Origin of the sequence: Marinobacter sp. tcs-11 (assembly GCF_002049515.1) — a bacterium.
GTDB classification, from domain to species: domain Bacteria; phylum Pseudomonadota; class Gammaproteobacteria; order Pseudomonadales; family Oleiphilaceae; genus Marinobacter; species Marinobacter nauticus.
Genome location: NZ_LLYU01000007.1, coordinates 41,835 through 63,949 on the forward strand (window position 1 = coordinate 41,835; position 22,115 = coordinate 63,949).

Consider the following 22,115-nt stretch of genomic DNA (forward strand, 5'->3'; position numbering starts at 1 on the left):
TTCCTATGGAACTAGATCCTCTCATCCTATCGCGAATCCAGTTCGCGTTTGTGGTGTCATTTCACGCCATTTTTCCGGTGTTTACCATCGGGCTAGCCTCCTACATCGCGGTACTTGAGGGCCTCGCCTTCAAAACCCGTAATCCGGTGTGGACCAAACTGTCGAGCTTCTGGACCAAGGTCTTCGCTGTGGTCTTTGGCATGGGCGTGGTCTCGGGCATTGTGATGTCATTCCAGTTCGGTACCAACTGGAGCGCGTTCTCTCAGGCCTCGGCCAACTTCCTCGGCCCCATCCTGAGTTATGAGGTGATCACCGCATTCTTCCTGGAGGCGGCGTTCCTGGGGGTGCTGCTGTTTGGCCGCGACAAGGTACCCGCCGGCGTTCATCTGTTCGCCGCCATCATGGTCGCCACCGGCACCTTTATCTCGTCCTTCTGGATTCTCGCAGCCAACAGTTGGATGCAGACACCGGCCGGTGTCGAATTCCGTGAGGGCGTGTTCCATGTGGTCTCCTGGAGCGAGGCTATCTTCAACCCGTCCTTCCCGTATCGCTTTATGCACATGGCCCTGGCGTCCTTCCTTACCGGTGGATTTGTGGTGGCGGGTGTCAGTGCCTGGTATCTGTTGCGGGGGCGTGAGGTGGAAGCCAATCGCAAGGCACTCTCCATGTGCCTCTGGTTGCTGCTGTTCATTGCCCCGGCCCAGGCGGTTGTAGGTGACTTCCATGGACTGAATACTCTGGAACATCAGCCCACCAAAGTCGCGGCTATGGAAGGCAACTGGGAAACCTCCCGCAATGTGCCGCTGTTGCTGTTTGCCATTCCCGACCAGGAAAACCAGACCAACCATTTCGAGATTGGCATTCCCAGCCTGGCCAGCCTGATTCTTACCCACGAGTGGGATGGCGAAGTGCCGGGTCTGAATGAAGTGGCGGTCGAAGAGCAACCACCGGTGGCGATTGTGTTCTGGTCCTTCCGGATCATGGTCGGCATTGGTGTCCTGATGATTCTGTTTGCGCTCGCAGGCCTGTTTCTGCGCGCGGGTGGCCGGCTTTACAAGACCCGCTGGTATCTTCAGGGGATGCGCTTTATGAGTATCGCGCCCTTCTTTGCCGTGCTTACCGGCTGGTTTGTGACCGAGGTAGGCCGGGCACCCTGGCTGGTGTACGGCATGATGACCCAGGCCGAATCGGTAACGCCCTCGCTTACCGGCGGCATGGCGCTGTTCACGTTGATCGGCTATATCGTTGTCTATGCCCTGGTGTTCAGTGCCGGCGTGTATTACCTCATGCGGGTGCTTTACGTTGGTCTTGAAGATGCTGACGACGAAGAGCACGCCTCTGATCGCCCTGCCCGTCCGCTCTCTGCGGCCCATGTGCCGTTCGAGATTGAATCTGGCTCACACGGCGTTCATCAGGCAAAACCGGCTAACGAAGGAGGGCACTGACCATGGAACTGTTTGATCTCGCCCTCATCTGGGCATTCATTATCGGCTTCGGCATCATCATGTATGTGCTGATGGACGGCTTTGACCTGGGCGTGGGTATCCTGTTCCCGTTCGCTCCGTCGGAAGAGGACCGGGACACCATGATGAATTCGGTGGCTCCGGTCTGGGACGGCAACGAAACCTGGCTGGTGCTGGGCGGAGCCGGCCTGTTGGCCGCCTTCCCGATGGTGTATTCCATCTTCCTGCCGGCACTCTACATTGGCGTGTTCCTGCTGCTGGCAGGGCTCATCTTCCGGGGTGTGGCGTTTGAATTCCGATTCAAGGCTCGTACCTCAAGGTACCTGTGGAACTGGTCGTTTGCCGGTGGCTCTACCATTGCCGCATTCGCTCAGGGTGCTGTGGTCGGGGCTTACATCCAGGGTTTCAATACCGTGAATGGCGCCTACGTTGGCGGCGCGCTGGACTGGCTGACCCCGTTCACCGTGCTGACAGGCCTGGGGATGCTGGCCGGTTATGCCCTGCTGGGTTCTACCTGGCTGATTATGAAAACTGAAGGGCGCCTGCAAGAGTGGGCCTACCGGGTAAGTGCACCACTGCTGATTGCCGTGTTGGTGGTGTTTGGCATTATCAGCGTATGGACGCCCTTTGTTGACGACATGGTGCGGGAGCGCTGGTTCTCCAATCTGAGCGTGATCTGGATTCTGCCGGCCCTGACCCTGCTGTGTGCTTTCCAGATCTGGCGTTCGGTACGCAACCGGTTTGAAGGTATGCCATTCGTCGCCACCATGGGCCTGTTCATCACTACCTACCTCGGACTTGTGGTGAGCAAGTGGCCGTATGTGGTTCCGCCCAACTACACCCTGTGGGATGCGGCTTCCGCTTATGAGTCCCAGCTGTTCCTGCTGCTCGGCCTGCTGTTCGTCATTCCCATTGTTCTGGCCTACACCGCCTGGACCTACTGGGTATTCCGCGGCAAGGTGCGTGCAGGCGAAGGGTACCACTGAGTGGCGGATCCGGCCCGGTTAAAGGTCCGCGCCTGGCTATCGGGTCTGGCCCGCAACAGCCAGCGCTGGATCACCGCAACCGTTCTGGCCGGTGTTCTTGCCGGGCTGGCGACCATCGTACAAATGGTGTTGCTGGCCTGGCTGATTCACCGGGGTGTGATTGAAAAAACGCCGGTTTCCGAACTCACGCCCGTATTTCTGGCCCTGCTTGCGGTTCTGGTGATTCGGGCCGCAGGCCAGGGGCTGCAAACCCGCTTTGCAGCCCGCTGCAGCGAGCAGGTGCGGCGCGATGCCCGCCGGCAACTGCATCATCACTGGAAAGCCACCGGTCCGGTTAATCTGGCGGATACGTCCGCTGCGTCCCTGGCCCGCGAGTGGCTGGACCACGTGGAGGCGCTGCACGGCTATTTCGCCCGTTTTCTGCCGCAGATGACTCTGTCTGTGGTGATTCCCCTGGCCATCCTCGTTCTGGTGTTCTGGCTGGACTGGCTGGCGGGTATTTTCCTGGTGCTTTCTGCTCCGCTGATTCCGCTGTTTATGGCCCTGGTGGGCATGGGCGCAGAAAAGCTGAACCAGCAGCATTTCGAAACGGTCAGCCGGTTGTCCGGCCAGTTTCTGGATAAGGTTCGAGGGCTGACGACGCTTCAACTGTTCGGGCAAACCGAGGCGGCCAGCCGCACGCTGGAAGCCCGTTCCGACCAGTACCGCAAGATCACCATGACAACGCTGAAAGTGGCATTTTTATCGTCAGCGGTACTGGAATTCTTTGCCTCTGTGGCGATTGCGGTATTGGCCATCTATATCGGCTTCGGATTGCTGGGTTATATCGAATTTGGCCCAAGCGACGAACTCACGCTGTTCAGCGGATTGCTTATCCTGCTGCTGGCCCCGGAGTTCTTTCAGCCCTTGCGCACGCTATCCCAGCACTATCACGACCGGGCGGCCGCCCTGGGGGCCGGTGCCGAGATTCTGGCCCGGCTGGAACAGTCTGTCGACAACGCAGAGCCGATCCGGCCAGACAACAGCATTAGCAATCAAGGCATTCAGATCTCCGGGGTCACGCTCCGTTACGGCGAGGGCCCGGTCATCTTCGATAACCTGGATATCCGCATCAAGGCCGGTCAGGTGATCGCCCTTACCGGACCCTCTGGTGGAGGCAAATCGACCCTTTTGCATCTGCTGGCTGGCTTTATTCAGTCAGAGGCAGGGGCTGTGTCAGTATTCGGCGAGGCTCCGGGCAATCAGCCGTTCGGATGGCTTGGCCAGCGGGGCTTCTGGATTCAGGGCACCTGGGCCGAAAACCTTCGGCTAACCACCCCCGATGCGACGGATATTGCCATCGACTATGCATTACGACAGGTGGGCCTGGGTGAGCTGGTGGACAGCCGGGCTGACGGCATTCACAGCCGCATTGCCGAGGATGGTCTGGGGCTGTCCGGTGGTCAGGCCCGCCGTTTAAGCCTGGCCCGTATCTTCCTGGCGGACTATCCCCTGATTCTGCTGGATGAACCGACGGCCGGGCTGGATGCCACCAGCGAGGTGTTCATTCTGGAGGCCCTGCACAAACTCAGCGAATCCGGCAAAACACTGGCGTTCTCCACCCATCATCAGGCGCTGCTGACATTGGCAGACCGCGTATTGATAGTGAATGACGGCGAGGTGCGCGATGCCTGAACTGAAGCCCTGGCTGGCGCTGATTTTCCGTCGCAAAAGTCGCCTTACGGTTGGTGCCGGCTTGCTACTGGGCACCCTGCTTTCCGGTATCGGTCTGCTAGCGTTGTCTGGCTGGTTTCTGACCGAAACCGCGCTGGTTGGCCTGTTGCTGGCGGCAGGGATACAGGCCTACATCAATCTTTATGTGCCGGGCGGTGGTATCCGTTTTTTTGCGGTGTCCCGAACGGTGTTCCGGTATCTGGAACGCGTGTACAACCACAACACGGTACTGCAGCTACTCACCGATATTCGGGTGGCCCTGTTTGACCGATTGGCGGCCCGGCCACGAACAGAGCGCAGTTCCCGTTCCGGCGCGCAGTGGCTTTCCCGGCTCACAGCCGATGTCGATGCGCTGGACACGCTTTATCTCAGGCTGATTGCCCCCGCCGCCCTGGCAGCCGTGGTTACCCTGCTGCTTGCCGCAATGGCGTGGTTACTGTTTGATGGTGTTGTGGCGCTGATTCTGGTGGTGATTCTGTCGCTTTCGTTCCTCCTGTCCACCTGGCTGGTGTATCTACGAACTTACGCTGCCTCCGGACAGTTGAGCGATCAGCAGGAAAGCCTGCGAGGCGAACTGGTTGAGCATCTTGAAGGCTTTGCGGAACTTACCGCCGCTGGCCGCACGGGTAAGCACACAGCCCGGCTGATGCGTCGAAGCGTAGAACTTTCCAGGGATCAGGCCCGGATCGACAGCCGAACCGGCTGGCATCAGGCTGGCTCTCATCTGCTGATCAATGTCGCGGCGGTGGCAGCCTTGTGGCTGGGCTTCCGCCTGTTCGAGCAAGGCACTCTGAGCGGCCCGGTACTGGTTCTCCTGCCCATTGCCCTGCTGGGCCTGGCCGAAGTCTACGCCATGCTCCCGGATGCCTTTGGCAAACTGGGAGCGACTCGTGCTGCTGCGCGCCGCCTGAACTCCGACCACGGTCTGGAAAGGGCCGCGGCATCACCCGCTGGTTCTGCTGGCGAACTGCCGGAGGGCTTCTCTCTTCAGGCCTGCGATATCACCGTGGGTTACGCGGGTTATTCGCCCTTACTCAGCCACTTCACGCTGACGCTTCGCCCGGGCGACACCGTGGGTATCGTTGGCGTCTCCGGCAGTGGCAAATCCACCCTGGCAGATACCCTGGCCGGGCTGGCAGAGCCATGCCGGGGAGAACGTCATTCCCTGCCCTGCGCCTACCTCACGCAAGCGACCGTGGTGTTTGAAGACACCGTGAAAGCGAACCTTCAGTTGGCAAACCCCAACGCCGGGGACGGTGATATGTGGCGGGTACTGGAGATAGTCGAACTGGCGGAACGGTTCGCCCAGGACGCTGAAGGATTGGGTACCTGGCTGGGCAGCGCCGGCAACCGTTTATCTGGCGGGGAGGCCCGGCGCCTGGTGCTGGCCAGGGTTTTACTGAGTCAGGCACCCGTGGTGATTCTGGATGAGCCTTTCACTGGTGTGGACGAGGCAACCCGTAAACGGATTTCGCCCCAGATCAGCCGTTGGCTGCAGGGGCGCACCGTGGTGTGTCTCGGACACGGGCCGGACGCCCTGCTGCCCTCTGATCGTATTCTGCACCTGGGTTGATCAGCGGGTTTCGACCACTTCAAACGTCAGACCGGCATTAGCCTGCAGGCGCTCGAGCAATTTGCCATCGAGCGCCGAGGCCGGTGTCCAGAAGCCACCTTTGACGTCCTCTTTCACATCAAAGGCCAGACACAGACCGGCTTCACCAAGCATTTTTGATGTCGAGCCGTAACCCGGGTCGCGATCGCCCGTCACCTTGGTGATCATGGTCTTGCCATCGGTGGTTTTGCCCACGAAACGCAGGTCGTAGAAACCTTTCTCCTGATCGTCCGGGCTTGGGCCCTCCCCGGGCTTGGGTACCAGCTTTTCCACCACCCAACGTGTTGGCTTGATGGCGGACGCGGTGAAGAACGCACCCAGCGCACCCACCATACCGTAAGCGGTCAGGCGGCCTTTGGTGCCCTTGCCCGTCATGATGGCTTCGTCGTAGGTGAACTCTTTGCCGTAGCGGGCACCCTGCAACGCATTGGAGCGGTGCACCACACGGGTGTTGATGGCCCCCATCACAAACGGGGCCAGCCAGGCGTTGAAGTTCTTGTCAAACTCAGCAGATTTCAGGCTGGGCTGGCGTTTCTCGGAGCGATGCTCCGGCGGGCAGATGGAGAACGGATTGGCCAGTTCCTTGCGCAACTTGGGGTCGGCTCCGGCTTCCTTGGCCACGTTGATCATGGAAGCCACCGTGCCGCCAGAAAGGCCGCCCTTGGCGACTTTCACCCTCATGCGCACGTCCTGGCAGGGTTTGCCAAAGGTTGCTTCCGATTGCTGCTGCAGGAACCAAACGCCCATATCGGAAGGAATCGAGTCAAAGCCGCAGCAATGCACAATCCGTGCACCGCTTTCTTTAGCCTTGGCCTCGTACCGCTCAATCATCCGACGGATCCATTGTACTTCACCAGTGAGGTCGCAATAGTCCGTACCTGTCTCTGCGCAGACTTTTACCAGAGTTTCGCCGAAAAGAGCGTAAGGGCCCACGGTTGAGATGACCACTCGCGTCTGGCCGCACAGATCGCGCAGCGCAGGCTCGTCTGCTGCATCCGCCAGAATTACCGGTAGTGATGCGGCGCCTGCCCCCAGATCCGACTTGAGCTGGTTCAGCTTTCCTTCGGAGCGGCCGGCAATGGCCCATTTGACCTCCTTGTCTGCACCATAGTTTTCCAGAAGGTAGCGAGCCAGAATCTGGCCGACGAAACTGGTGGCACCGAACACGACAAGGTCATAGTTCGCAGCGGTGGTGTCTGTCATGGTCTGTCCTTGTTCAAACGAATGTATGAATGGATGGTAACAGGTTTATTCTGTGGTGCTACTTTCCCGTGAACTCGTGAACCGGCGTCGGGCCGGCCAATCGTTTGTCCTGTGGACTGCGGCACACTCTGCCCAGTCATTGAAGGAGGAGAGCCCCTTTGAGCGTCTTTCTGATTATTATCAGCCTGTTTCTTCTGGCTTTCAGCGCCCTGCTGGTCTGGCAAGTGCTTGAGCAGCGAAAGATGATCAAGCAAATGCTGGAAAGCGAGGATATCAGCGACACACATCAGGATCCTGAGCTGGTGCTTACGTTACGGGTACGGGATCCGATCGCCTTGGCCAAACGCGAATCCCGCACCGGACGGGTGCTGGCCGACCGCCTACCAGTAATGACCCGGAAAATGGTCTATCAGGAAGTGATGAAAGAGCTGGAGCGGGAGCTGGACGAGCGGGACATTGAGGTAGATATGCACATTGAGTATCGCTAGTACAAGAGCAACAGGAGCCCTGCCATGCTGTTACTGATCGTTAGCCTGATGTGTCTGGCCGGCAGCGCAATACTGTCGTTCGCTGCATTCCGGCTGTCCAATGGTAACCGGCGCGACCTGAGAATCCTGAATGCCCATCGAATAGGTGCCCTGAGCGCTATTCAGAAAAGCCGGATGGACCTGATGGAGGTTCGCAACCGCGCCCGGTTGCTGGAAGAAACGGTGTCCGGCGGCGCGACCGCAGTCGAGAAAGTCCACAAAGCCATCGCCAACACCACGTTTGGCCTGATTGACCTGTTTTCCCGGGACGATGAGTTCCGGGACAGCGCCCGCCGGATAAAGCAATCCCACCACCAGAAGAGCGAGCAGGTGTACAAAGCGGTGAGAACCTCTAACCGGGCACTGCATATCCTTGCCGATACGCTGATTATCGGCAAAGCGGAAAAGCGCATTGTCTCAAAAACAAAGAAGGCGCCCTGAGGCGCCTTCTTTTATTGAAACTTCAGAAAGTTACAGTACTTTCTTCAGTTCCTCTTCCAGCTGCGGAACTGCTTCGAACAGGTCTGCAACCAGGCCGTAGTCGGCCACCTGGAAGATCGGGGCTTCTTCGTCCTTGTTGATCGCAACGATCACCTTGGAATCAGACATACCCGCCAGGTGCTGGATGGCACCGGAGATACCAACCGCAACGTACAGCTGCGGAGCAACAATCTTACCGGTCTGACCAACCTGCATGTCGTTCGGCACGAAGCCGGCATCAACGGCGGCACGGGAAGCACCAACCGCAGCGCCCAGCAGATCAGCAACCTGCTCCAGCATCTTGAAGTTGTCGCCGTTCTGCATGCCACGGCCACCGGAGATAACGATACCGGCAGAGGCGAGGTCCGGACGATCAGACTGGGCTTTCTCTTCACCAACGAAGGAAGACAGGCCGGCGTCTTTTACCACGTCCAGCTGCTCAACAGAGGCAGAACCACCTTCAGCGGCTACCGGGTCGAAGGCGGTCGGACGAACCGTCACAACCTTGATGCTGTCGCTTGCCTTGACGGTCGCGATGGCGTTACCAGCGTAGATCGGACGCACGAAGGTGTCTTCGGATTCAACGCGGATAATGTCAGAAACCTGGGCAACGTCCAGCAGCGCAGCAACGCGCGGCATGAAGTCTTTACCGGTGGTACCGGCAGAAGTCAGGATGTGGCTGTAGCCCTTGCCTACTTCAGCAACCAGCTCGCCCAGGTTCTCACCCAGGAAATGACCGTACGCGGCGTTGTCTGCAACCAGTACCTTGTTCACGCCTTCTGCCTTGGCAGCGGCTTCAGCGACGGCGCCTACGTTCTCACCGGCAACCAGCACGTCGATGTCGCCACCGATGGCCTTGGCAGCCGCTACAACGTTCAGAGTAGCCTGTTTCAGGCTGCTGTTGTCGTGTTCAGCAATTACCAGGATGCTCATTTAGATCACCTTCGCTTCGTTCTTCAGTTTATCCACCAGCTCAGCTACGTCTGCCACCTTGATACCAGCCTGGCGTGCAGCCGGGGCTTCGACCTTCAGGGTGGTCAGGCGCGGGGCGATTTCAACACCCAGATCGGCGGGGCTCATGGCGTCCAGCGGCTTCTTCTTGGCCTTCATGATGTTCGGCAGAGAAGCGTAACGCGGCTCGTTCAGACGCAGGTCAGTGGTAACAACCGCCGGCAGGTTCAGGGCAACTGTCATCAGACCGCCGTCTACTTCGCGGGTTACGTTAACCTTGTCACCGTCAACAACCACTTCGGAAGCGAAAGTGCCCTGGCCCATGCCAGTCAGAGCGGCCAGCATCTGGCCAGTCTGGTTGTTGTCGGAATCGATGGACTGCTTGCCAAGAATAACCAGCTTGGGCTCTTCTTTCTCAACAACCGCCTTCAGCAGCTTGGCCGCTTCGAGGGACTGAACTTCTTCGTCAGTCTCGATGTGGATACCACGGTCAGCACCCAGAGCCAGAGCAGTACGGATCTGCTCCTGAGAAGCCTTCGGGCCAATGGATACAACAACGATTTCACTGGCAACGCCCTTCTCTTTCAGACGAACCGCTTCTTCAACTGCGATTTCGCAGAACGGGTTCATTGCCATCTTGACGTTGGCGAGATCAACGCCGGTGTTGTCCGGCTTGACGCGCACCTTCACGTTGTAGTCGATAACTCGTTTTACAGCGACCAGAACCTTCATAGATTCCTCGTTCTTCTACGATGGATTTAATGAGTCTTCACAGTCAAAGGACCGGGTTGACCCGACCTGACAATGAGACGATACTAAAAATCGACTCAAAACACACTATATTTCGGTGTATACGTACAATGCCAAAGGTTAGTGCAGATTTCAAACAAACGTTTGTTTGATTCTTCAAATGCGTTATCCTTTCGGGACAAAGAGCCGTTTTGAGCGGTTTCGGGCTGTCGTCTATACGCATTTTTACCGGTATGATGGCGCCCCTGATGAGGCCTGCGGGCAAACAATATCCATTAAAAGCTGTTTGAGGAGACCAACGTGGAACGCGAATCGATGGAATTTGATGTTCTGATCGTCGGCGGCGGCCCTGCGGGCCTGTCGGCAGCCTGCCGCGTCATGCAACTGGCGCAGGAAGCCGGCGAGGAACTGACCGTTTGTGTGGTTGAAAAAGGTTCTGAGATCGGCGCGCACATCCTCGCCGGCACCGTATTCGAGCCCACGGCCCTGAACGAACTCTTCCCGGACTGGAAAGAGAAAGGCGCCCCCCTGAACACCCCGGTTACCCGGGACGATATTTTCCTGCTGAAGAATCAGGAAAAGGCCACCAAGGTACCCAATGCCTTTGTGCCCAAGAACATGCACAACCACGGCAACTACATCATCAGCCTGGGCAACCTGTGCCGCTGGCTGGCTGAGCAGGCCGAACAGCTGGGCGTTGAAGTTTATCCAGGCTTTGCCGCCTCTGAAACCATCGTCGAAGATGGCCAGGTAAAAGGCATTATCACCGGTGATATGGGCGTTGCCCGTGATGGTTCCGAGAAAGACGGCTACATGCCGGGTATGGAACTGCGCGCCAAGTACACCCTGTTTACTGAAGGCTGTCGCGGTCATCTGGGCAAGCGCCTGATCAACGACTTCAAGCTGGACGAAGGCAAGGATCCGCAGCACTACGGTATCGGCATCAAAGAGCTGTGGGACATCGACCCGGCCAAACACGAGCCCGGCCTGGTTGTTCACACCACCGGCTGGCCACTGAACGAATCCGGCTCTACCGGCGGCTCTTTCCTGTATCACCTGGAAAACGGTCAGGTTTATGTTGGTCTGATCACCGATCTTTCCTACAGCAACCCGCACCTGAGCCCGTTCGAGGAATTCCAGCGTCTCAAGTACCATCCGGAGATCAAGAAATACCTGGAAGGCGGCAAGCGTGTTGCCTACGGCGCACGTGCTATCGCCAAGGGTGGCTATAACGCCCTGCCGAAGATGAGCTTCCCGGGCGGCCTGCTGCTGGGTTGTGATGCCGGTACCCTTAACAGCTCCAAGATCAAAGGCTCCCACACCGCCATGAAATCTGGCCTGCTGGGCGCTGAAGCTGTATTCGAAGCTCTCAAGGAAGGCAAATCCGGTGAGGAAATCACCAGCTTCCAGAAGCGTTTCGAAGACAGCTGGCTGTACAAGGAGCTTTACGCCGAGCGTAACTTTGGCCCGGCCATGCACAAGTTCGGCAACATTGTCGGCGGTGCCATCGCCTTCTTCGAGCAGAACATTCTGCGCGGCAGCCTGCCGATCACCTTCCACGACACCACTCCGGACTACGCCACCCTGAAGCCGGCGTCTGAGTGCAAGAAGATCGACTATCCGAAGCCGGATAACAAGCTGACGTTTGACCGCCTGTCCTCGGTGTTCATTTCCAACACCAACCATGAGGAAGATCAGCCGGTTCACCTGAAGCTGACGGACCCGGAAATTCCGCTCAAGGAAAACCTGCCGAAGTACGACGAGCCAGCGCAGCGTTACTGTCCGGCGGGCGTGTACGAAGTGGTAGAGAAAGACGACGGCAGCGGCAAGAAGTTCCAGATCAACGCCCAGAACTGTGTTCACTGCAAGACCTGTGACATCAAGGATCCTGCCCAGAACATCACCTGGGTAACGCCGGAAGGCGGCGGTGGTCCGAACTACCCGAACATGTGATCCACGATCACTGTTTCAGAAAACCGGGGCAAGCCCCGGTTTTTTTATGCCCGCAGATTATTCCGGGCATAAAAAAACGGCCCCCGAAGGTGCCGTTTTCTGATCAACCATCAGAAGGCATATCAGTGCACGTGGCCGTGCTCTTGCTCTTCGTCGGTTGCTTCGCGGGTTTCTACCACTTCAACGTCGAAGTGCAGAGTCTGGCCCGCCAGCGGGTGGTTGGCATCGATGGTAACGGTTTCGTCGCCAACTTCTACCACGCGAACGACCTGGGGGCCGCCCGGAGTCTGTGCCTGGAACTGCATGCCTGGCTCGATGGTGTCTACGCCCTCGAAAGCAGAGCGCGGAACCGGCTGGATGAGCTCTTCGTTTACTTCACCGTAGCCTTCAGCTGGCTCTACGGAAACTTTAACCTGGTCGCCAGCGTTCTTCTCGGTCAGCGCACTTTCCAGTCCGCCGATGATGTTCTGTGCACCTTCCAGGTATGCCAGGGGCTCACGGCCTTCTACGCGGGAGGAATCGAGTTGCTCTCCCTGGTCGTTAGTGAGCGTGTAATGGATGGTGACAACACGAGGTTGGGCCATGTGATCTCCTTGCGTGTCGCAATGACTGTGTATTTAGATTGTAGGCAATCGAAAGTGATCGTGAACAGCCAGACTGCACAGAGGGACTAACGACCACCGGGCCTCGTTAGAGAGCCAGGCTCGATAACAAGTAAGAAACCACAGTTTAACAAGTGACAGACTGCGTTTTCTACCTTATTCATTGGGGTGGTCAGGCGCTTTTCAACCGCCTCGCCCGATTTCCCAGAATTTTCCGTGACTAAGCACCCCGTACACGGTTTTTCCCGCCGCTTCGGTTTCCTCGGCCAGTTCGGCGAGGTCATAGAACGCCGAGGTAACCAGCCGGGCTTCAACACCGTGGCGTACCTGAATAACTGGCCGAGGTTCGCCAGTCTCAGGGTAAGAGCCAACATGTAATCGGTGTTGCTCGCCAATCTCCAGGGTTTCGCCCATGTTGGTGGCCAGGGTAATAACCTGCTCCGCGCCCTCGCCTTTCACCTCCAGACCATGGGCCAGCAGTGGTGCGTCCTCAACCTGGATACGCCATTTCTCGACCGGCGTAACCAGGTAGTACTCGCCATCGCTTTCCCGCCTGAGAATGGTAGAGAACAGCTTTACCGTGGCCTCCCGGGCGATGGGCTCACCTTTGAAGACCCACTGGCCATCGCGGGTGATCACCAGATCCATATCGCCGGAAAGTTCGGGGTGCCATTTATCCAGCGGTGGCAGATCCCTGCTCTTGCCAGCGTCCTCGAGGGATTTGGCAATGTCATCGGGTGTCCGGTTCATCGTTTTCTCCCTGATCAGAGCCCACGCATCCATTCTTCCCGCAAAGGCACGGCGCCGGGCTGGGTAATGGCCATGTTTACCTGCTGCAGCAGGCGATCTTTATCGCGGCCCAATGTACCTTTGAGCACGAGGTAATTGGAGGCGTGATCGCTGCGGAAAATAGTGTTATCCAGTTCCAGGTGTTCCAGGAACAAACGTATTTCCTCGAACAGGGCCTGCTGGCCCAGGGGCACGAAATCTGCCCCGAAGCCCTCGCGGAATCGCTCTTCACCCTGCGGGAAGCTGACCACAAGGGTCGACAGGTAATCGGGCTGGGTTTCATTGCAGAGTGCGGCGGTGTTAATGGCATGCTGCCATGACAGAGCTTCACCACCCAGACCATTGAGCACCATCACCGAGCTCACCAGGCCCGCTTCACGAATCTTCACCAGGGCCGACCGGGTGGATTCCCAGGTTTCACCTTTGTTCACGCGCCGCAGAATCTCGTCGTCGCCGGATTCCATGCCCACATAGAGGATTTTCAGGCCGGCTTCCCGGAGCTGCGCCAGTTCTTCAACGGACTTTTTCGCCAGGTTTCGTGGCAGGCAGTAGCTGGAAACCCGTTCCAGGCCGGGAAAGGCTCGCTTCAAGTCAGCGATTATTTCCAGCAAGCGCCGGGTGGGCAGCACCATGGCGTCTCCATCGGCCAGGAATACCCGGCGGACGTCTCCAAATGCCGCTGCCGCTTTCTCGATGTCTGCCCTGATGTCTTCGGGCTTTCGAGCCCGGAATTTCTTCTGGGGCTGAGTATACATCTCACAGAAGGTGCACTGGTTCCAGGAACAGCCATTAGTCACCGGCAGAATCAGCGATTTGGCCTCGCTGGGCGGCCGGAAGACCGGCTCAATGTAATCAATGGGAAAACTGTACATAGGTTCGTTCAGTATCAGAAATGAGTGATGTACTGGTTAGATCAGGGCAGAAACTGGGCTTTCAAGTCGGCGCAGCCTGGCCCCACTACAGGCATATCCAGCAGTACAGCCTGAGACGTCATAAAGGGAATGCCCTGCCGATGGCCATCCACCAACAGAGTGGAGAAGCTACCCACGAATGGCATGTGGGAAACCAGCATCAATGGTGAAACCTGGTTGTCCAGAAGCTCATCCAGACAACGGCCAGGGTCATCATTGGGTGTGATAAAGGCTTTTTCCTGGACCGGGCAATTCAGCACTTCCGCCACAATCGCGGCGGTTTGCCGGGCCCGAACATAGGGGCTGGACCAGATCTGGGCGGGACGCCACGGGGAAGAGGCAATTTGCGCCGCCACGGCTGCCACGCCGCGGCGACCCGCCTCGGTCAGCTCACGCTCCTGATCCAGCGAATGCCAGCCGGCCTCACCATGGCGCATAACAATCAGATGCACGTGCCTCTCCTTCCGGATGACAATCCCGGGTCACTGGGTAATGGTGCGCGGCAGAATGAACTCCACATCAGAGTTCTGCACGGCCATCATCAGGCTGTTGATCACTGCATTGATGGAAGCGCTTTCATAGAGAATCTCGTAAAGCCCCCGTACCAGAGGCATGTAGATGCCAATAGCCTCAGATTTTTCCCGTACCAGTTTCAGGGTATAGATACCTTCGGCCACCTGCCCCAGCTCCTGCACGGCTTCTTCCAGCTTCTGGCCCTTGCCAATGGCGTAACCAACCCGGAAATTCCGGCTTTTGCTGGAGGTACAGGTGGCAATCAGGTCGCCAACACCTGCAAGGCCCATAAAGGTCATCGGGTTGGCGCCAAGGCTAACCGCGAAACGGCTCATTTCGGCCAGGCCACGGGTAATCAGCATGGCTTTCGCATTCTCGCCCATGTTCAGGGCCGATGCCAGGCCGGCAACAATGGCGTAGATATTCTTGAGTGCGCCGGCCAGTTCCACACCGTAGACATCAACATTGGCGTAAACCCGAAAGTATTCGCAGCCCAGCAGTTCCTGCACTGTGCGGCGCACATCCGGGTCTTTTGCTGCGATCACGGTGGCGGTCAGTTCCCGGTTGACGATCTCGCCAGCCAGGTTCGGCCCGCTCAGAACACCGGAGCGACACCTGGGAAGCTCCTCCAGCAGGATTTCGCTCATCAATTTAAAACCGTGCTCTTCGATGCCTTTGGTCAGGCTGACGACGATCTGGCCATCGCGGAATTCGCTGCTGTGTTCGCGAATGACCGACCGAAACGCTTTCGATGGGATCGCAACCAGCACAATCTCCGCCTTGCGCACCGCCTCGGCCAGGTCGGTTGTTGGCTGAATATCACCCTGAAGGGTAACGGCGGGCATATACCGGCGATTAATGCGGGTGCTGCGTATTTCCTCTGCCTGTGCTTCATCGCGCATCCAGAAATGCACAACGTGGCCGTTCTCGCCCAGTACTTTTGCCATGGCAGTACCGAAACTGCCGCCACCAAGTACTGCCACATCGTAGGAATTCGCCCCGTGATTACCGGGCGTCGGGTTATCAGGCATAAACGTTCCGTTCTGTTTCTGTCAGGGCCGGGCCCGGTGCAGGACTGGCTTTTCAGCCAGTTTCCTCGCATTCCAGGGCCCGTACCAGATTCTTGAATTCTTCCCTGTTCCGGCTATTCATGCCCATCAGTACTTTATGGGCATCAAGAACTTTATCGCGAACCTGCTGCTCGCTCGCCTTGAGCACGGGGATTTCTTCGAGTTCTTCAATTCGGGAAGCTGGCTCACGGACAATAATGAAAATCTTGTCGAAGCCCATGGACGTAATAATGCGGGTGATATCGGGGTTGGTGGAAATCAGCGTTGGCAGAAAATGACTTTGTTTCTGCGCCGCCAGCGCAATCTTGGCCAGCAGGCCAAGCGTTGTGCTGTCGATGATTTCGGTCTCGGTGAGATCGATAACCACGGTTTTGAATGCCGGATCACGGGTTATGGACTCAACCAGATTGTCCAGCGTCGAACACAGGTTCAGCCGGATTTCCCCAATAAACTTCAGGACGTATATTCCCTGCTGTTCTGCTTGCAGGATTTTATAACCAGCCATTTTTCACACTGCCACTAAGTCGACGACGTGTTATCTGACCCGTTTATGGTATCAGTTACCGATACTATCGCGATATCGTCAGGCAGCTCCGAGATCTTATCCAGCCCCAGAGCGTCGCTCAGCGATGCGATAGTGTGACTACCTCCTGAAACGAGTTCAAGTAGTCTGTTCTCCTTTTCATCCAGAGATTTGGCCGGGATCACTTCCAACAGGCCATCAGAGAACAACAAAAGCCGGAATGGTCGGTCCAGCTTCACCTGGTAAAGTTCCCATTCCGGCGTTTCGAACAGCCCTACCGGCAGCCCGCTGCCTTCCAGAAAACGGGTTTCACCATCCTCAAACGACAGGATGGGCATGGGGAAATGCGCCCCGACCGCATAACTCAATGTACGTTCCGTTGTTGAAATAATGCCTACAAACACGGTGACATGCTTGCCAAGCCCGGTATCCAACAGCTCCGAATTAATGCGCTCCAGGAAACGTTCCGGGTGCAGGATGTCGTCACTGGACTGGCGCCGGAGATTCCGCTGCAAACGATTTGTAAGGTTTCGCAGTAACACGGTAACGAACGCGGAACTGGCGCCATGGCCTGAAACGTCGGCGATATAAACGAGGACCTTGTCTTCACTGATGCGAAAATAGTCGAGAAAATCGCCACTGAGATACAGGGACGGCTTGATGAGGTAATCCACACTGAGCCCGGAAAGCGTGAGCTGATGGTCTGGCAGCATTTTAAGCTGCACCTTGCGGCCGGCATTCTGATCGGCCCTTAGCTCGGCAATACCGTTGCGCAAGTCCCGGTTGGCTTCTTCCAGTTCCTGCCGGTACAACTGGTTCAGGCGGTTTACCCTGACCCGGTCAAACAACTTTCCGATAACATCGTCCAGTGCGTTACGGTCGTCATTGCAGGGTTTGAGCACCACATCGGCGGCTCCGGCCCGCATGGCCTGGACCACATCGGCACTGGACTGGCTGCTGGTGCAGGCCACTATCGGCGTGAAACTTTCTGTTTCATCAAGGCGCCGGGACAGGTCTCTGATGGCCTCTGGAGGGAGATCTGCAAAGATCACATCCGGGATATTGTCGTCGAACAATCCTCGGGCAGCGTTTACCCCCGCTGCACCAGTTACGTAAAACCCCCGCGCCTCCAGGTAACGGGACAGATCGGCTCGGGCCTGTTCATCGGCGTCAATTATCAGAATGCGCTCGGTGCGCGAGGTCATGTTGGCTGCCCTAAACTACCAGCGGTAAAGAAAAAAGGCTTTATATGGCCTATTCTGGCATGCCCCTGTGATATAACAAGGCCGCAATCATCATTTTGGGAGAATTGTAACCATGAGACGTGCCGTTAACGATCTGCTCGGAGCCTATGACAAACTGATCATGGACCCGGTGCATGGCGGTATCCCGCTCTACCGGCACGAAATCCAGGTGATTGACCATCCACTGTTTCAGCGCTTGCGTAACATCTGCCAGAACGACATTCTGAGCCTGGTTTTCCCCGGCGCCACCCATTCCCGTTTCCTGCACAGCATCGGGGTGATGCATGTGGGCACACGGATGTTCCGGGCCATGATCGATGCATACCTTCGGGAACGGCAGCTGAGTGAGCAGACCGATCTCAGCCTGAGCCAGCTCGATGCCATCGATTACCTGGCCAAGACCATCCGCCTTGGCTGCTTGCTGCACGACAGCGGACACTCCAGTTTCTCCCATCAGTTCACCCAGGCCCGGAAGATTCGCGACCTGATGTCTCGCCCTGAACGGTTCCGGGATTTGTGGGAAGGTGTTGACTATTCGGCCTACCAGGCCAGTGAACCGGAAGAGCTGGAGCATGAACACTACTCTGTTCGAGTCGCCCATGACGTACTCTCGTCTGTGGATCTGGAGAGCGCCGGGCTGGCTGCCATCGATGTCATCGGCATTATGGAAACCACCGATGTTACGCCCAGCGAAACCTTCTGCCGCCACGCCCAGACGTTCTGGGAATTTATCGCTGGTGATGATGCCATTGCCGGCACTATCCCGCCCCGGGATGTACCGCAGTTGGTGATGGGCCTGCTGTCATCCATAGTTTCGGGGGAAATTGATGCCGACCGGGCCGATTATATGTTGCGGGACGGCTTCCACAGCTCGGTCACCATCGGCGGTTTCAATCTCGATCACCTGCTGAGCAACCTGCGGTTCGGCTGGGACGTTTCTGAACCCTGGATGGGGCTTGCGATTACCCAGAAAGGCCTGGGCGCCCTGGAAGACTTCGTGTACAGCCGCCACCAGATGTACCGCAAGGTATATGCGCACAAGACCGCTCTGGGCTTCGACTGGTTGCTGCGTGAGGCCATTAACGAAGTGCTGGAGGACCCGGAAAGCTTCGACTGGGTGGATACCTGCCTGAGCAACATGAAATGGTTTGCCGAGCTGACCGACAACTTTTTCTGGGAAGCCTTCCGCAAGGTTGCCCGCCGGGAACCGAGGAGCTACTCGTTCTGCATCGTGAACCGTGTGAAGCTGGACCACGTCGACACGCGAGAGAATCTGGACAAGACTGAAATCCTGAATCACAGCCGCTGGCTGGCATCGGAACTGGGCATTAACCCGGACAACGTGGTGACCTGCTCCATGAAGGCCCGCTTCTCGAACATTCAGGACAACTTCAACGGCATCAAGGTCTTGGTGAAAAACCCGATCACCCGGGAGCGAAGCCTGCGAAAAATCACCGAGGTGAGTGCCTTCTTCTCAAAATTCGGCGACGGCACCATCACCCATTTCTACCGGCGGCCGGAGGTCGCAGAAAAAGCTCCCTCCGACCTGACTGAGTAGCCGCAATTACTGATCAGAGCTCTGGCCCATTGCCTGCACCAGTTGCGAGGCGCTTTCCCAGGCGCCTTCAACCCGACCGCCCGCCAGCCAGTCGCCTGCCAGGCCAATGCCGGCAATGTGGTCGAACAGGTAGCCAGGATTATCGGCGGCTTCCGAGCGTGCGTACAGCCAACGGTGAGGTACCCAGTCATCCGGAGCCTCTTCATGCCCGGTCAGCACCCTGAATTCCGCCAGCAGAGCTTCAGCAATGCATTCCGGGGCGTCATCCACGTGCTGATGTGTCCACTCGGGGTTCGCGTGCAGCACCCACCACTGGCCCTTGTCTTCCCGGCCGGGTTTGGAGGAGTTGTTGGCCACCCAGAACAACACGTCGGAGTTGGGGCGCGCAGCATCAAACGGGAAATCAACGGGACGATTAAAATGGGCAGCTACCGCCCAGCAAGGCAGGATATTATCCACGTGCTCCGCCAGCCCTTCCGCCATCGCTTCAAGCCCGCTGTCCCGCAACAGTTCCTGAGCCTGCGCCGGTGGCGCCGTGATCACGACCTGATCAAAGCCGTCGTAGTGCTGCCCATCGGTACCGGTGAGCTGCCATTTCGAATCTTCTTTCGACAATCGGACGATTCGAACACCGGATGCCAGCGTAATGTGTTCAGAAAGAGCCCGGGAAATGGCCGTCATTCGCGGAGTACCAACAAACCGGTGTTCCTCCGGAAACGCCTGCCAGCTGGCCCCTTCCGTCTGATAGCCGAACCGGGCATTCCAGCTCTGGTAGCTCCGGGGCCCGGCCCAGCGATCCAGAAACCGGGTGAAGCCGGGATTACGGGACGTGAAGTACTGGGCGCCGATATCGGCGGATCCGTTCGCCACGCGTTTGGACGCCAGACGACCACCGGGGCCGCGACTCTTCTCGAATACCCGGACATTATGGCCCGAATCGCCAAGAAGAATTGCGGTCGTCAGCCCCGCCAGCCCTGAACCAATAACCGCGATGCTGCGTATTGATGTGGTGTCTGATGTTACTTCACGCATGGTTGTATATGACCCGAGTAAATAGTTGGTTAACAAACATTCTGAGATGGTTCGATTCCGAAGCTGGATCAGATCACCTGGATACGGACTCCCGAGCCTTTAACTGGGTACGAGTCCTGCCCTTCATCGCTCTCCACCTTGCCTGTTTGCTGGCACTTTACACCGGCGTCAGTACTTTCGCAGTGGTTTTTGCCGTTGCGTTTTTCCTGGTAAGGATGTTCGCGATCACGGGCTTCTACCATCGGTATTTCTCCCACAAAACCTTCAAAACCAGCCGGCCTGCGCAGTTCGCATTTGCCATTCTGGGGGCCAGCGCGGCTCAGCGGGGTCCCTTGTGGTGGGCCGCGCACCACCGGCACCATCACCAACACTCGGACAACGAGCAGGATCTGCACTCACCACACCAGGGTGGGTTCTGGTGGTCCCATATGGGATGGTTCACCTGTGATGCGGGCTTTGCGATGGATGAACGCAGGGTGCGCGACTGGCTGAAATTCCCGGAACTCAGGTTCATCAACCGTTTTGACTCTCTGATACCCGCTGCGTTCGCGGTCGCTATTTACCTGTTTGGCGAGGCACTGGCCCTGTGGGCCCCCGAGCTCGGCACCAACGGGCTTCAGCTCCTGGTATGGGGTTTCTTCATATCAACCGTGGTGCTTTTTCACGCGACGGTTTCGATCAACTCCCTGTCACACGTCTGGGGTAAAAGACGGTTTGAGACCGATGACGACAGCCGCAACAATTTCTGGCTGGCTCTGATCACCCTGGGCGAGGGCTGGCACAATAACCACCACCGCTGGCCGCAATCGGTACGCCAGGGTTTCCGCTGGTACGAAATTGATGTCACCTGGTACGGCCTGTGGTTGCTTTCCAAGCTGGGCATCATCTGGGATCTCAATCCGATTCCGGCTCATATTCAGAAAGAGACCCGGAAACTGGACCACAAGAGGAGGAACCGCTCATGACGACGTCTGCCTCTGCCATTGAAGTCGGGGCACCGGATTCCGGATTGCCCGTGGTACTGGAACGTTTCTGTTCGCTGTATAACGCACTGGACAAAGGCAATCTCAACAAGCTCCAGCAGGTATACGGCGAGGATATCGAGTTTCAGGATCCTTTTGGTCGGGTACATGGCCTTGATCAGCTAACCGAATACATGGCGAGCGCCTACGGCAACGTTATCCGCTGCCAGTTCCGTTTCCACGAGCCGGTCATTCAGGAATGCTGGTGCAGCCTGCCCTGGGTGATGGAGCTTCAGCACAAGCGTGTTCGCGGCGGCAAGCCGGTGTTTGTGGAGGGTATCAGCCATCTGGAGATCCGGGACGGAAAAGTTCGTTATCACCGGGACTATTTCGACGCCGGCCAGCTTTTATATGAGAACCTGCCGGTGCTCGGCCGCATGATTCGCTGGGTTAAGGAGCAGGCAGGATGAGCCAATTACTGACGTCACCCAGCAACATCTGGTTAACCGGTGCCTCATCCGGTATTGGCGAAGCGCTGGTTCACGAACTCGCCGGTGCCGGTCACAAACTGATTGTGACCGGCCGCCGGCAGGAGCCATTGGATGAGCTGTTGCAAACCTTCCCGAACCAGATAGCCGCCGCCGCTGCGGACACCACCAGCAAGAATGACTTGCAGGGGGTCAAGTCGCAGCTTGACCACTTTGGCGACCTGGACATGGTCATTCTGAACGCCGGTACCTGTGAGTATCTGGAAGTCGCGGACTACAACAGCGATGTCATTGCCAACAACGTGACCACCAACGTGATCGGCACAGCACGCTGCCTGGATTTTGCCCTGCCGGCGCTGCGGGCGACCCGTGCCAAAGGTAAACCGGCGACGCTGGTGATTGTGAGTTCCTCGGCGTGGTGGTTTCCGTTCGGGCGTGCTGAGGGCTATGGCGCCTCCAAGGCGGCACTTACCTACTTTGCCCAGTCACTGAGAGCTGATCTGGCGGCCGAGGGGATTCGGGTGGTGGTGGTATCCCCGGGGTTTGTCAAAACGCCATTGACGGACCGAAACGATTTTCCCATGCCGTTCATCATCTCAGCCGGGGATGCGGCTAGACGAATCCGCACAGGGCTTGAGAAAGGCCGGAACGAAATCGCGTTCCCGAAACGCTTTACCTGGTCCCTGAAGCTGCTAGCCGCCCTGCCCCAGGGAGTCATCGACCGCATGGCCGCCTCCATGGCCCGTAAAACCGATCATTGAAGTTTGACCACAGGAAATACCTTG

22 protein-coding genes are annotated in these 22,115 nt (G+C 57.6%); 11 read left to right on the top strand and 11 right to left on the bottom strand.

Annotated features, from left to right (window positions below; genetic code table 11):
- The first annotated feature begins 5 nt into the window (after nucleotides 1-5).
- From ARC85_RS09645 to cydC, 4 genes are read left to right on the top strand one after another with little or no spacing between them, the layout of a single operon-like run.
- Nucleotides 6-1,445 carry a cytochrome ubiquinol oxidase subunit I gene (locus tag ARC85_RS09645; protein ID WP_153739880.1) on the top strand — a complete coding sequence of 480 codons (1,440 nt, stop codon included), beginning with the start codon at nucleotides 6-8 and terminating at the stop codon, nucleotides 1,443-1,445.
- A 2-nt stretch (nucleotides 1,446-1,447) separates the two neighbouring features.
- Nucleotides 1,448-2,449 (top strand): cytochrome d ubiquinol oxidase subunit II, encoded by a 1,002-nt coding sequence (cydB, locus tag ARC85_RS09650; RefSeq protein ID WP_014421447.1) that lies wholly within the window; start codon nucleotides 1,448-1,450, stop codon nucleotides 2,447-2,449.
- Nucleotides 2,450-4,123, top strand: a complete 1,674-nt coding sequence (cydD, locus tag ARC85_RS09655; RefSeq protein ID WP_153739881.1) for a thiol reductant ABC exporter subunit CydD — start codon at nucleotides 2,450-2,452, stop codon at nucleotides 4,121-4,123. It begins immediately after the preceding gene.
- Nucleotides 4,116-5,735, top strand: coding sequence for a thiol reductant ABC exporter subunit CydC (gene cydC, locus ARC85_RS09660; RefSeq protein WP_278350620.1), 1,620 nt, complete (start codon nucleotides 4,116-4,118; stop codon nucleotides 5,733-5,735). Before cydD ends, cydC begins: the two co-directional genes overlap by 8 nt.
- Here cydC and ARC85_RS09665 read toward each other — a convergent pair whose 3' ends face one another.
- Nucleotides 5,736-6,977: a saccharopine dehydrogenase family protein gene (locus ARC85_RS09665; RefSeq protein WP_153739883.1), complete on the bottom strand. Its 1,242-nt coding sequence runs from the start codon at nucleotides 6,975-6,977 to the stop codon at nucleotides 5,736-5,738.
- 158 nt (nucleotides 6,978-7,135) lie between these two features.
- Here ARC85_RS09665 and ARC85_RS09670 point away from each other — a divergent pair, with 158 nt between their 5' ends.
- Nucleotides 7,136-7,465 (top strand): hypothetical protein, encoded by a 330-nt coding sequence (locus tag ARC85_RS09670; protein ID WP_011784955.1) that lies wholly within the window; start codon nucleotides 7,136-7,138, stop codon nucleotides 7,463-7,465.
- A gap of 24 nt (nucleotides 7,466-7,489) precedes the next feature.
- Nucleotides 7,490-7,945, top strand: coding sequence for a hypothetical protein (locus ARC85_RS09675; protein WP_153739884.1), 456 nt, complete (start codon nucleotides 7,490-7,492; stop codon nucleotides 7,943-7,945).
- Nucleotides 7,946-7,975: 30 nt separating this feature from the next.
- On the opposite strand, the gene ARC85_RS09680 is transcribed toward ARC85_RS09675, so the two are convergent.
- Both ARC85_RS09680 and ARC85_RS09685 read right to left on the bottom strand, forming a co-directional pair.
- Complete coding sequence (locus tag ARC85_RS09680) at nucleotides 7,976-8,917, bottom strand: electron transfer flavoprotein subunit alpha/FixB family protein (RefSeq protein ID WP_153739885.1); 942 nt, start codon at nucleotides 8,915-8,917, stop codon at nucleotides 7,976-7,978.
- Nucleotides 8,918-9,667 (bottom strand): electron transfer flavoprotein subunit beta/FixA family protein, encoded by a 750-nt coding sequence (locus tag ARC85_RS09685; protein ID WP_272998805.1) that lies wholly within the window; start codon nucleotides 9,665-9,667, stop codon nucleotides 8,918-8,920.
- Nucleotides 9,668-9,985: 318 nt separating this feature from the next.
- On the opposite strand from ARC85_RS09685, the gene ARC85_RS09690 reads away from it, so the two are divergent.
- Nucleotides 9,986-11,638 (top strand): electron transfer flavoprotein-ubiquinone oxidoreductase, encoded by a 1,653-nt coding sequence (locus ARC85_RS09690; protein ID WP_022991232.1) that lies wholly within the window; start codon nucleotides 9,986-9,988, stop codon nucleotides 11,636-11,638.
- Nucleotides 11,639-11,760: 122 nt separating this feature from the next.
- On the opposite strand, the gene ARC85_RS09695 is transcribed toward ARC85_RS09690, so the two are convergent.
- The 7 genes from ARC85_RS09695 to ARC85_RS09725 all read right to left on the bottom strand — a co-directional run bounded on the left by ARC85_RS09695 (nucleotide 11,761) and on the right by ARC85_RS09725 (nucleotide 17,251).
- Entirely contained in the window at nucleotides 11,761-12,222 is a 462-nt protein-coding gene (locus tag ARC85_RS09695; protein ID WP_011784960.1) for an FKBP-type peptidyl-prolyl cis-trans isomerase, read from the bottom strand.
- Nucleotides 12,223-12,423: 201 nt separating this feature from the next.
- A complete protein-coding gene (locus ARC85_RS09700; RefSeq protein ID WP_286714748.1) occupies nucleotides 12,424-12,990 on the bottom strand; it encodes a DUF1285 domain-containing protein in 567 nt (188 codons plus the stop codon).
- 14 nt (nucleotides 12,991-13,004) lie between these two features.
- Nucleotides 13,005-13,901, bottom strand: a complete 897-nt coding sequence (locus tag ARC85_RS09705) for a radical SAM protein (RefSeq protein ID WP_153739887.1) — start codon at nucleotides 13,899-13,901, stop codon at nucleotides 13,005-13,007.
- Between the two features lie 41 nt (nucleotides 13,902-13,942).
- Nucleotides 13,943-14,392: a SixA phosphatase family protein gene (locus tag ARC85_RS09710; protein WP_113880088.1), complete on the bottom strand. Its 450-nt coding sequence runs from the start codon at nucleotides 14,390-14,392 to the stop codon at nucleotides 13,943-13,945.
- Nucleotides 14,393-14,422: 30 nt separating this feature from the next.
- Nucleotides 14,423-15,484, bottom strand: coding sequence for an NAD(P)H-dependent glycerol-3-phosphate dehydrogenase (locus tag ARC85_RS09715; protein WP_113880089.1), 1,062 nt, complete (start codon nucleotides 15,482-15,484; stop codon nucleotides 14,423-14,425).
- A 52-nt stretch (nucleotides 15,485-15,536) separates the two neighbouring features.
- A complete protein-coding gene (locus tag ARC85_RS09720) occupies nucleotides 15,537-16,028 on the bottom strand; it encodes an STAS domain-containing protein (RefSeq protein WP_011784965.1) in 492 nt (163 codons plus the stop codon).
- 14 nt (nucleotides 16,029-16,042) lie between these two features.
- Nucleotides 16,043-17,251, bottom strand: coding sequence for a PP2C family protein-serine/threonine phosphatase (locus ARC85_RS09725; protein WP_011784966.1), 1,209 nt, complete (start codon nucleotides 17,249-17,251; stop codon nucleotides 16,043-16,045).
- A 112-nt stretch (nucleotides 17,252-17,363) separates the two neighbouring features.
- Between ARC85_RS09725 and ARC85_RS09730 the strand changes: the two genes are divergently transcribed.
- Nucleotides 17,364-18,848 (top strand): HD domain-containing protein, encoded by a 1,485-nt coding sequence (locus ARC85_RS09730; protein WP_278350622.1) that lies wholly within the window; start codon nucleotides 17,364-17,366, stop codon nucleotides 18,846-18,848.
- 6 nt (nucleotides 18,849-18,854) lie between these two features.
- Here the strand turns inward: ARC85_RS09730 and ARC85_RS09735 are convergent, their stop codons facing one another.
- Nucleotides 18,855-19,880 (bottom strand): NAD(P)/FAD-dependent oxidoreductase, encoded by a 1,026-nt coding sequence (locus tag ARC85_RS09735; RefSeq protein WP_278350623.1) that lies wholly within the window; start codon nucleotides 19,878-19,880, stop codon nucleotides 18,855-18,857.
- 8 nt (nucleotides 19,881-19,888) lie between these two features.
- Between ARC85_RS09735 and ARC85_RS09740 the strand changes: the two genes are divergently transcribed.
- From ARC85_RS09740 to ARC85_RS09750, 3 genes are read left to right on the top strand one after another with little or no spacing between them, the layout of a single operon-like run.
- The gene (locus ARC85_RS09740; RefSeq protein ID WP_183578390.1) at nucleotides 19,889-20,845 is read left to right on the top strand and encodes an acyl-CoA desaturase; all 957 of its coding nucleotides are present in this window, start codon (nucleotides 19,889-19,891) and stop codon (nucleotides 20,843-20,845) included.
- Nucleotides 20,842-21,312: a nuclear transport factor 2 family protein gene (locus ARC85_RS09745; protein ID WP_011784970.1), complete on the top strand. Its 471-nt coding sequence runs from the start codon at nucleotides 20,842-20,844 to the stop codon at nucleotides 21,310-21,312. The genes ARC85_RS09740 and ARC85_RS09745 overlap by 4 nt, the downstream gene beginning before the upstream one ends.
- Nucleotides 21,309-22,091, top strand: coding sequence for an SDR family NAD(P)-dependent oxidoreductase (locus ARC85_RS09750; protein WP_278350624.1), 783 nt, complete (start codon nucleotides 21,309-21,311; stop codon nucleotides 22,089-22,091). Before ARC85_RS09745 ends, ARC85_RS09750 begins: the two co-directional genes overlap by 4 nt.
- Nucleotides 22,092-22,115 lie beyond the last annotated feature (24 nt).